General features: G+C 61.7%; 9 protein-coding genes and 1 pseudogene. 9 read left to right on the forward strand and 1 reads right to left on the reverse strand.

Going from position 1 to position 8,809, the window contains the following annotated elements:
- The first annotated feature begins 172 nt into the window (after positions 1-172).
- From ACNFCI_RS18640 to ACNFCI_RS18680, 9 genes and pseudogenes are all read left to right on the forward strand, one after another.
- Positions 173-742, forward strand: a complete 570-nt coding sequence (locus ACNFCI_RS18640; protein ID WP_084855513.1) for a GNAT family N-acetyltransferase — start codon at positions 173-175, stop codon at positions 740-742.
- A gap of 92 nt (positions 743-834) precedes the next feature.
- Positions 835-1,704 carry an acyl-CoA thioesterase II gene (gene tesB, locus ACNFCI_RS18645; RefSeq protein WP_368830156.1) on the forward strand — a complete coding sequence of 290 codons (870 nt, stop codon included), beginning with the start codon at positions 835-837 and terminating at the stop codon, positions 1,702-1,704.
- Complete coding sequence (locus tag ACNFCI_RS18650) at positions 1,701-2,291, forward strand: HAD family hydrolase (RefSeq protein WP_368830157.1); 591 nt, start codon at positions 1,701-1,703, stop codon at positions 2,289-2,291. The genes tesB and ACNFCI_RS18650 overlap by 4 nt, the downstream gene beginning before the upstream one ends.
- Positions 2,292-2,352: 61 nt before the next feature.
- Complete coding sequence (locus tag ACNFCI_RS18655) at positions 2,353-3,363, forward strand: NAD(P)-dependent alcohol dehydrogenase (RefSeq protein ID WP_368830158.1); 1,011 nt, start codon at positions 2,353-2,355, stop codon at positions 3,361-3,363.
- 454 nt (positions 3,364-3,817) lie between these two features.
- Complete coding sequence (gene gabP, locus ACNFCI_RS18660) at positions 3,818-5,212, forward strand: GABA permease (protein ID WP_084855509.1); 1,395 nt, start codon at positions 3,818-3,820, stop codon at positions 5,210-5,212.
- A 269-nt stretch (positions 5,213-5,481) separates the two neighbouring features.
- A complete protein-coding gene (locus ACNFCI_RS18665; RefSeq protein ID WP_368830159.1) occupies positions 5,482-5,925 on the forward strand; it encodes a GFA family protein in 444 nt (147 codons plus the stop codon).
- 134 nt (positions 5,926-6,059) lie between these two features.
- Positions 6,060-6,998: a malate dehydrogenase gene (locus tag ACNFCI_RS18670; RefSeq protein WP_368830160.1), complete on the forward strand. Its 939-nt coding sequence runs from the start codon at positions 6,060-6,062 to the stop codon at positions 6,996-6,998.
- A 104-nt stretch (positions 6,999-7,102) separates the two neighbouring features.
- Positions 7,103-7,378, forward strand: a pseudogene (locus tag ACNFCI_RS18675) (transposase); the annotation flags it as partial.
- Positions 7,379-7,653: 275 nt separating this feature from the next.
- The gene (locus ACNFCI_RS18680; RefSeq protein WP_368830161.1) at positions 7,654-7,878 is read left to right on the forward strand and encodes a hypothetical protein; all 225 of its coding nucleotides are present in this window, start codon (positions 7,654-7,656) and stop codon (positions 7,876-7,878) included.
- Positions 7,879-8,651: 773 nt separating this feature from the next.
- Here ACNFCI_RS18680 and ACNFCI_RS18685 read toward each other — a convergent pair.
- A partial coding sequence (locus ACNFCI_RS18685; protein ID WP_416768097.1) for a transposase occupies positions 8,652-8,809 on the reverse strand: 158 nt, incomplete at its 5' end.

Here is an 8,809-nt window from a genome sequence, read left to right on the forward strand (position 1 = left end):
CACCGAGGACGGTGGAGGCGGTTTTCCAGGGCATTGCTCGGCTGCATGCGCTACCCCGGTGGCCGGTGAAGAAGTAGGTGTGGAAAATACATTCACGGTCTTGGGGGCTAGGTGAAGGCCAGGCCTGCGCCTACGCTATAGACTGCACGACGGTGAATGCGGAGCGGCCCTGATGACCCCGATCTTCGAACTGGAGAGCGCGCGCCTGATCCTGCGCCAGTGGCAGGACGACGACCTGCGCGAGTTCGCCGCGCTCTGCGCCGACCCCCAGGTGATGCGCTACTTCCCGGCGCCGATGACGCGCCTGGAGGCGGCGGCGCTGATCGGGCGCATCCGTGGGCATTTCAATGAGTACGGCTTCGGGTTGTGGGCGCTGGAGCGCAAGGACAGTGGTGCGTTCATCGGCATGACCGGCCTGCTCAATGTCAATTTCGATGCCCCCTTCGCCCCGGCCGTGGAGATCGGCTGGCGGTTGGCCCGACGCCATTGGGGGCTTGGCTTCGCCAGCGAGGCGGCCTGGACCTGCCTGCGTTGTGCTTTCGCCCAATTGCGCCTGGATGAGGTGGTGTCGTTCACTGCCGAGGGCAACCTGCCGTCGCAGAAGGTCATGCAGGCCATCGGCATGGTCCAGGACCCCGCCGGCAGTTTCGAACACCCCCGCCTGGCCGTCGACCACCCCTTGCGCCCCCATGTGCTGTACCGCATCGACCGGGCACGCTGGCAAGAAACCCTGCGTGGCTGAATGGCAGCTTATGCAGGGCGTCAATGACAAACCCTGTATCATTTGCTGCATAACTGCGCCGTAGAGCCGTGATGCCTTGCTAGGAGAACCCCATGAGCCATGTATTGGACGACCTGGTCGACCTGTTGAGCCTTGAACCCATCGAAGAAAACCTGTTCCGTGGGCGCAGCCAGGACCTGGGTTTCCGCCAACTGTACGGCGGCCAGGTGCTGGGCCAGTCGCTGTCGGCCGCGAGCCAGACGGTCGAGGAGGCGCGCCATGTGCACTCGCTGCACGGCTACTTCCTGCGTCCAGGCGATGCCAGCATGCCGGTGGTGTACTCGGTGGACCGCGTGCGTGACGGCGGCAGCTTCAGCACCCGGCGGGTGACGGCGATCCAGAAGGGTCATGCCATCTTCACCTGCAGCGCGTCGTTCCAGTACGACGAGGGCGGCTTCGAGCACCAGGTGCAGATGCCTGACGTGGTCGGCCCGGAAAACCTGCCCACCGAGGTCGAACTGGCCAGCGCCATGGCCGAGCAGTTGCCCGAGCGCATTCGTGACAAGGTGCTGTGCGCCAAGCCGATCGAGATCCGCCCGGTCACCGAGCGCGACCCGTTCAACCCCAAGCCGGGCGAACCAATCAAGTACGCCTGGTTCCGCGCCGACGGCAAGCTGCCGGACATGCCGGCCCTGCACAAGTACCTGCTGGCCTACGCCTCGGACTTCGGCCTGTTGACCACCTCGCTGCTGCCCCACGGCAAGTCGGTGTGGCAGAAGGACATGCAGATCGCCAGCCTCGACCACGCGTTGTGGTTCCACCGCGACCTGCGCGCCGATGAGTGGCTGCTGTATGCCACCGACAGCCCCTGGGCCGGCAACGCTCGCGGGTTCAACCGCGGCAGCATCTTCAACCGCGCCGGCCAGCTGGTGGCATCGTCGTGCCAGGAAGGCCTGATCCGCCATCGCGAGGACTGGGCATGAGCCTTGGCGCCGTTCGTCATTGGGTGTTCGACATGGACGGCACCCTGACGGTGGCCGTGCATGATTTCGCCGCCATCCGCGAGGCCTTGGGCATTCCGCCGGAGCACGACATCCTCACCCACCTGGCGGCCTTGCCGGTGGAGGAGGCGGCCGCCAAGCACGCCTGGCTGCTGGAGCACGAGCGGGACCTGGCGATCGCCTCGCGCCCGGCGGCGGGTGCCGTCGAGTTGGTGCGTGAATTGGCCGGGCGCGGCTGCCAGTTGGGGATCCTCACCCGTAACGCCCGGGAGCTGGCCCATGTGACGCTGGAGGCCATCGGCTTGGCGGACTGCTTCCCGGTCGAGCATATTCTTGGCCGCGACGAAGCCGCGCCCAAGCCCAACCCCGACGGCCTGCTGAAGATCGCCGGCGCCTGGGGCGTGTCACCGAGCGAGCTGGTGATGGTCGGCGACTACCGTTTCGACCTGGATTGCGGGCGTGCCGCTGGCGCGCGCACGGTCTTGGTCAACCTGCCGGACAACCCCTGGCCGGAGCTTGTGGACTGGCATGCAGCAGATTGCCATGCGCTGCGAGGGTTGTTGAGCTGACCGGCATGCAGGCACAGGCTAAGCTGCACTGCAGTTCTCGATTTACCAAGGAGACCCAGCCATGAGCAGCAAAGCGATCTACGTCCAACCCGGCGGCGGTTATGACAAGGTCCAGGTCGGCACCTGCGAGGCGCCTGCGCCCCAGGCTGGCGAGATCACCGTGCGCCTGCACGCAAGCTCCCTCAACTACCATGACTTCGCGGTGGTCAGCGGCATGTGGGGCCCGAGCGAGCGGCGCATCCCCATGGCCGACGGCGCGGGCGAGGTGGTTGCCGTGGGCGCGGGCGTCAGCGAATTCAAGGTCGGGGATTCGGTGGTGAGCACCTTCTTCCCTGGCTGGCTCGACGGCCAGGCGAACGTGGAAGGTTTTACCAGCGTGCCCGGGGACGGTATCGATGGCTATGCCCGCGAACAGGTCACCGCCCGCGCCACCGCCTTCACCCTGGCGCCCCAGGGCTACAGCCATGCCGAGGCAGCGACCCTGACCACCGCCGGCCTGACCGCCTGGCGCGCGCTGATGAGCGATGACCATCTCAAGCCAGGCGACACGGTACTGGTGCAGGGTACCGGCGGGGTGTCGATCTTCGCCCTGCAGTTCGCCAAGCTGGCCGGTGCCACGGTGATCGCCACGTCCTCCAGCGATGCCAAGCTCGAGCGCCTCAAGGCGCTGGGCGCCGATCACCTGATCAACTACCGCAGCACCCCGGCGTGGGGCGAAAAAGTGCGCGAGCTCACGGGCAACCGTGGCGTGGACCACGTGATCGAGGTGGGTGGCCCGGCGACCCTGGAGCAGTCGATGATCGCCGCGCGTATCGGCGGGCATGTCTCGCTGATCGGCATCCTTACCGGCGTTGCTGGGCAACTGCCGCTGGTCCAGGCGCTGGTTCGGCAGATTCGCCTGCAGGGTGTGCTGGTAGGCAGCCGCGCCCAGCAGCAGGCGATGATCCGCGCGATCGACGCCAATGGCCTGCGACCGGTGGTGGACAAGCATTTTGAGCTCGAGCAGATCGTCGAGGCCTTCCGCTACCAGGAAAGCAATCGCCATTTCGGCAAGATCTGCCTGACCTACTGAGGCTGCCAATGGGGGCTGCTGCGCAGCCTCTTCGCGGCACAAGGCCGCCCCTATAGGGGGCTGCTGCGCAGCCCTTTCGCGGCACCCGGCCGCACCTCCCGGGGGGCGGGCGTCCTGTCGGCGCGGCCTTGTCCCGCGAAAAGGGCGCGTAGCGCCCTCGGTCCCATTCCGCTGGAACGCCCGTCCCAGAGCACCCCTAGTGGCCATTTGATAAATGTGACCCGCCCGGCAACGCCGTGTCGTGATCGAACAGTTGCGGGACGTTTTCGAGTATTTTGCCCTCGGCCACCCCGGCTTAAAGTGGACCCCGCATTTTGTCGGTGCATCGCCCTGAGCGTGAAAACGTCAACAACAGAGCGTGAGTGGTGTACCTGGTTACCGTTCTTTCAAAGGAGAAGCTTTTCGCCTACGTCTGCCCGTCTTTCCTTGTGTCAGCAAAAAGAGAACAAGACCAATGAACACCGTGGGATCTGATGGCAACCTTGCACAAGGTTTCAAGCCACGTCATGTAACGATGTTGTCCATCGCGGGCATCATCGGTGCCGGACTTTTCGTAGGTTCCGGGCACGCCATCGCGGCGGCCGGGCCAGCTACCATTCTTTCTTACTTCGTGGCCGGCACCCTGGTGGTACTGGTTATGCGCATGCTCGGTGAGATGGCCGTCGCCCATCCAGACACCGGTTCCTTCTCCACCTACGCTGAACAAGCCATCGGCCGCTGGGCCGGCTACACCATCGGATGGCTGTACTGGTGGTTCTGGGTATTGGTGATCCCTATCGAAGCGTTGGCCGCAGGCCATGTGCTCAACGCCTGGTTCCCCCAGGTGGACAGCTGGATCTTCGCCTTGTTGTCGGTCGTGCTGCTCGCTGGCACCAATCTGTTCAGCGTGGCCAAGTACGGCGAATTCGAATTCTGGTTCGCGATCCTCAAGGTCACGGCGATCCTCGGCTTCATCGGCCTGGGCTTCGCGGCCCTGATGGGCTGGCTGCCAAACCGCGAAGTCAGCGGCCTGAGCACCCTGATGGCCGAGCATGGCGGCTTCACGCCCAAGGGCTGGTCCGCAGTAGTCGGCGCGTTCATCACGGTGATGTTCAGCTTCATCGGCACCGAGGCAGTGACCATCGCTGCCGCCGAGTCCAGCGACCCGTCGCGCAACATCGCCAAGGCCACCCGTTCGGTGATCTGGCGTATCAGCACGTTCTATATCCTGTCGATCTTCGTGATCATCTCCATCGTGCCGTGGAACGACCCGCAACTGGCAGTGGTCGGCTCCTACCAGCGCGCCCTGGAAATCATGAACATCCCCAATGCTGCGTTCATGGTCGACCTGGTGGTGCTGGTGGCCGTGACCAGCTGCATGAACTCGTCGATCTACATCGCCTCGCGGATGATGTACTCCCTGGCCAAGCGCGGCGACGCCCCAGCCGTCCTGAACCACACCAACAAAGCCGGCGTACCCTACGCAGCCGTGTTCGGCAGCACCCTGATCGGAGCGGGCATCGCCATCCTCAACTACTTCGCACCCAAGGGCGTGTTCGAGTTCCTGCTGGCAAGCTCCGGTGCCATTGCCTTGCTGGTATACATGGCCATCGCCATTTCCCAGCTGCGCATGCGCCGCCGCCTGGAGCGCGAAAGCACTGAGCTGAAGTTCCGTATGTGGTTGTTCCCGTACCTGACCTGGGCGGTGATCATCTTCATCGCTGGCGCCTTGGGGGTGATGATGTTCACCGAGGAGCATCGCGCGGAGGTGACTTCGACCCTGGGCTTGGCGTTGGTGATTTCCTTCCTGGGGATCATCACCAGCCGTGGGCAGGCGCGGGCGGCGTCGATGGCTCGCTCGGTGGGCTGACGGTCGGTCGATTCTGGGTAAGGAAAAGGCATCTGGTGACAGGTGCCTTTTTTCGTTTTGGGCGAGATGTTCCGGCGTGAGGCACTCGGGGGTTATCTGTCGCAACTGTGGCTACGACCTGGTGGTGGGCACTGGTGCGGCAGCGGTCTACAGAGTGGCTCCTTGCGAAAGGGGTGATTGTATGCTTTGAAGGAGATCACACAGCCCTGAAGAATTGCACCCGTGGCAAGCCCACGCTTCGCCTTCCAGGAACCGATTAGAGGCCTGTTATGACCGATGACAGCAACGATGACCGTCCACTCTACCAAGCAGCCTGCCATTGCGGGACTGTCCGCTTTTCTGTGCGCCTGACCGATGGTTTGCGTACCGCACGCAGATGTAACTGCTCGCTCTGCCGTATGCGTGGTGCCGTAGCGGTATCGGCCAACCTGAACGACCTCACGGTCACCCAGGGGGAAGAGGCGCTCACCCTCTATCAGTTCAACACACGTGAAGCAAAGCATTACTTCTGCTCAAAGTGCGGCATCTACACGTTCCACCAACGCCGTTCTGCGCCGGACCAATACGGCGTCAACGTGGCGTGTATCGAGGGAATGAGCCCGTTCGACTTCCCGGAAGTGCCCGTCAATGAGGGCCGGAGTCATCCCAAAGACCGCGTAGGGGGCGGCTCAGGCATTGCCGGGTGGCTGCGTTACGCGCGCCATCCTGAGTGACTTGATGGCCCCAAAAGGTCACTCACAATAGGCCTGCGACGGCGCAAGTTTTCGGATGTGTTTTCGCCCCAGCGGACGATACTTCTCTATACGCAGGCGTGTTCCTGGTGGCGCACGCGGCTAGGAGGTGTCTGATGGACAAACTGACAATCGTGGGTGCCGGGCTGGTCGGCGAGGCGGCAGCGCAAATCATCGCTCGGGATGAGTTATGCCGTGAGCTGGTGTTGATGGACGTTCAGGGTGAGCTGGCGCAGGGTAAGGCGCTGGATGTGTGGCAGGCTGCTGTAGAGTCCGGGTCTGATACCCGTGTCTACGGCGGGGCCAAAGCCGAGATGCTGGATGGCTCCGAGCTGGTGGTCATCACTGCAGGCGTTCCGCGCAAGCCAGGCCAGTCGCGTCAGGATGTTCTGAGTACCAACTTGCCCATCCTCGACAGCATCATGGCCGATATCAAACAGCATGCACCTACGGCAACGGTGTTGGTGGTGTCCAACCCAGTCGACGTGCTCACCTACCGCGCCTGGAGTATCAGCGGCCTGGGTCGCGACAAGGTGTTCGGGCAGGCCGGCGTGTTGGACACTGCCCGCATGAAGTGTTTCATCGCCGAGCAAACCGGGTTTTCTGCCCGGGACATCACGGCGCTGGTGTTGGGCGGGCATGGTGACAGCATGGTGCCGCTGATGCGCTACTGCCAGATCGGCTCGGTGCCGTTGTCGCACTTCTTGAGCAATGAGCAGATCGAGCAAATTGTCGAGCGTACGCGTAAAGGTGGTGGTGAGATCCTCGGCCTGAAGAAATTGGGCAGCGCCTGCGATGCACCGGGTGTGGCCATTGCCCAGATGGTCGATGCGATCGCCAATGGACGAAACCGCATTTTGCCGGCGGTGGCCATTTTGCAGGGCGAGTACGGGCGTCACGACATCGCCATGGGCGTGCCTTGTGTACTGGCAGAGCAGGGACTGGCGCGGGTGATCGAGTTGCCGCTGGATGTGCAGGAGCAGGCGATGTTTGACCACTCTGCAGATCAGGTGGCGCGGGATATTGCTGAGATGAAAGCGTTGTGCGCAGGGTAGGGGTTGGGCGTTGACGAATAAGATCCGGGCAGAATGGGTACGGGGAGTGAGTCAATGTAACAGCCGGGGTGCTGTTCGAATGTAGACGGTGTAATTGGCGCGTAAGGGCCTGGGATCGAGTGATTCCCTTCTTTGTCTTCCCGCCAGCCATCCGGAAAGTGATCTATACCACCAACGCCATCGAGAGTATCAATGCCCAGCTGCGCAAGATCATCAAGACCCGAGGCCATTTCCCGAACGATGACGCAGCTACCAAGCTGATCTGGCTGGGGCTGCGAAACATCACGGCGAACTGGGGCTCAGCGGCGCATGATTGGAAAAATGCGATGAATCAATTCGCGATTTTGTACGGAGATCGGTTCATCAGGCCGACCTGGTGAAAATCAGGGCCTGCCTGACGGCAGGCCGTTACCGGCCCGCACACAAAAAATCTGACACTTCCTTCCTACCCCACGCACAGCTGCCACCCAATCCCGTAGGAAGGATCGTGGTAGCTCCAATCTCAAACTTGGAGTCTCATGCATGCTTATTCGCATTCTGAGCAGGATCCTCGTATCCGCTCTCCGCCGACCAACTCCCGCAGCCACCTCAGCCCCAACCTTCTATCCGATCGACAGCCAATCCCGCGCCACCCGTGCTAACCGGGAGGTGCCCCATGTCGGACCATGAATGCCTATCTTCTATCCAGAGCTACGTCTGGACGCTCGAGTTGCTCGGTGAGGTGCTGGTCCAGCATGACGAAGTGCTGGAGTGTGAGCACAACCCACAGCTGAGCTTCCGCAACACGGCGGGTATTCATCAGGCGATCCGGATCATTAGCCGGCTGGCCAGCGAGCAGTTCAGCAAGCTGGAGGCGATGAAGGAGGAGGAGGGAAGATGATGGCATGGTGTCGATGCCGCTGGGACACTGAATTCCAGGCATAAAAAAAGACGCCCTCGGGCGTCTTCTTCTTAGGATTTGGTGGAGCCGGGGGGATTAAATATTTGTATCTAAGTTACTGTTTTAAAATGCATTTTTGTTTGTATTCTGCGTAAGTGCCCCCATAAGTGCCCCCGCGCACATATTTTCGATGAACGGCTATTTGAGGAGTTGAACTGGCGTCCTGAATTATCGTTCTGCGACAAGGCGGAGCTAGCCAGTCACCGGCGGGCATTAGATGGTGTCGGTCGTGCACAGCATGGTATCGGTTATCTGGCGACCAGGGTTTGATCCTAGCCCAGGCCGGGGCGCTGAGTAGCTCGGGCCACGCAATTGGGTTTTTTCCGCGGTCGCGCACCATGGGCTCATCTAGGACGTCTGAGCTGAGGTGCGGTATGAAACACTCGATGGTTACCTGTCAAAACTGTGGCAAAGCGATGGTTCCGAGAGCGACATATAGCCGTGGCTTCTGGGGCTATTCGCCTTCGTCGAATCACTGTCCCTTTTGCCTGAGTGAGAATTGGCATGGCGGAAATCCGGGGTTAGGGACTCGGCTATTTGCGTTAATTGGCCTGGCTCTAGGTGTTCTGGCCTGTGTGTTGATGGGAGCGTTTCTGTTCAAAGTGCAGTGGTGGCTGGGCGTTGAAGGACAATGGCCTCTATTGAGCCTAACCACATGCGCAGTGTCAGTTATCGCGGGGTATCGATTTTACAACTGGTTTGTAGATTTCTGACTAAGCTTTGTACGAAAAGTATTGCCGCATGCAACGTAGGCTGCAGACCAAGGTGACCATGGCTGCAAAGCTCTTGGCCAGCTTGTCATAGCGAGTGCCGATCCTGCGATTTTCTTTCAGCCAGCCAAACATCCGCTCAATGATGTTCCGTTGCCGGT

Origin of the sequence: Pseudomonas sp. NY15356 (assembly GCF_048068175.1) — a bacterium.
Classification (GTDB): domain Bacteria; phylum Pseudomonadota; class Gammaproteobacteria; order Pseudomonadales; family Pseudomonadaceae; genus Aquipseudomonas; species Aquipseudomonas putida_K.